Origin of the sequence: Pseudonocardia sp. SID8383, assembly GCF_009864975.1 — a bacterium.
GTDB lineage: Bacteria > Actinomycetota > Actinomycetes > Mycobacteriales > Pseudonocardiaceae > Pseudonocardia > Pseudonocardia alni.
In genome coordinates, this window is record NZ_WWFY01000670.1 from 1 (window position 1) to 716 (window position 716).

Consider the following 716-nt stretch of genomic DNA (forward strand, 5'->3'; position numbering starts at 1 on the left):
GTGCGGCACCGCGGGCGGCGTCGGCCACCGGGTCCGCGACGACGGCGACCGGGCGGCCCAGTGCCGCCGAGACCGCCTGCACCACGACCGGCATCCGCGCGGCACCGCCGGCGAGCAGCACCTCGGCGTCGGGGGCGGCGGCGACGACGTCCTGCACCAGGTCGGCGACCGGCTCGAGCAGCGGGCGGGTGAGCTCGTCGAGGTCGGAGCGGTGGATCCTCACCGCGGTCAGCAGGCCGGGCATCTCCACCCGGACGGTCGCGACGGTGTCCCGGGACAGCAGCTGCTTGGCGGCGCGGCACTCGTCCCGCAGGGCGGTCAGAGCGGCGACGGTCCGCGGGTCGTCGGGGTCGAGCGCGTCGAACGCGGCGGCCGTGGCCGGGGAGGAGGACCGGACGAAGGCGAACACCGCGTCGTCGACGTCGGCGCCACCGGTCCGGCAGCTCAGCGTGCGGCCGACGGCGTCGGGCAGCACCCCGGGTGCGGCCGCGGCCAGTACGGTCGCGGTGGTCCCGTTGCCCCCCAGGTCGACGACGGCGAGCGGCCCCCCGGCCGGCACGACGGCGCGGTGGGCGAGCGCGACGGCCTGCGGCGCGGTCACCAGGGAGACGGTCAGCCCGCGGCGACGCAGTGCGGCGGCCAGCAGGTCGCGCTTGTGGCGGCCCCAGCCCACCGGGCAGGTGACCCCGATCCGCGACGGCGGGCCGCCGTGCCGG

The 716-nt window shown here is 79.1% G+C and carries 1 protein-coding gene; it reads right to left on the reverse strand.

Features of this window, described 5'->3' with window-relative positions:
• On the reverse strand, positions 1–716 hold a 716-nt coding region (locus GTW08_RS16370; RefSeq protein WP_161152179.1), incomplete at both ends, for an Hsp70 family protein.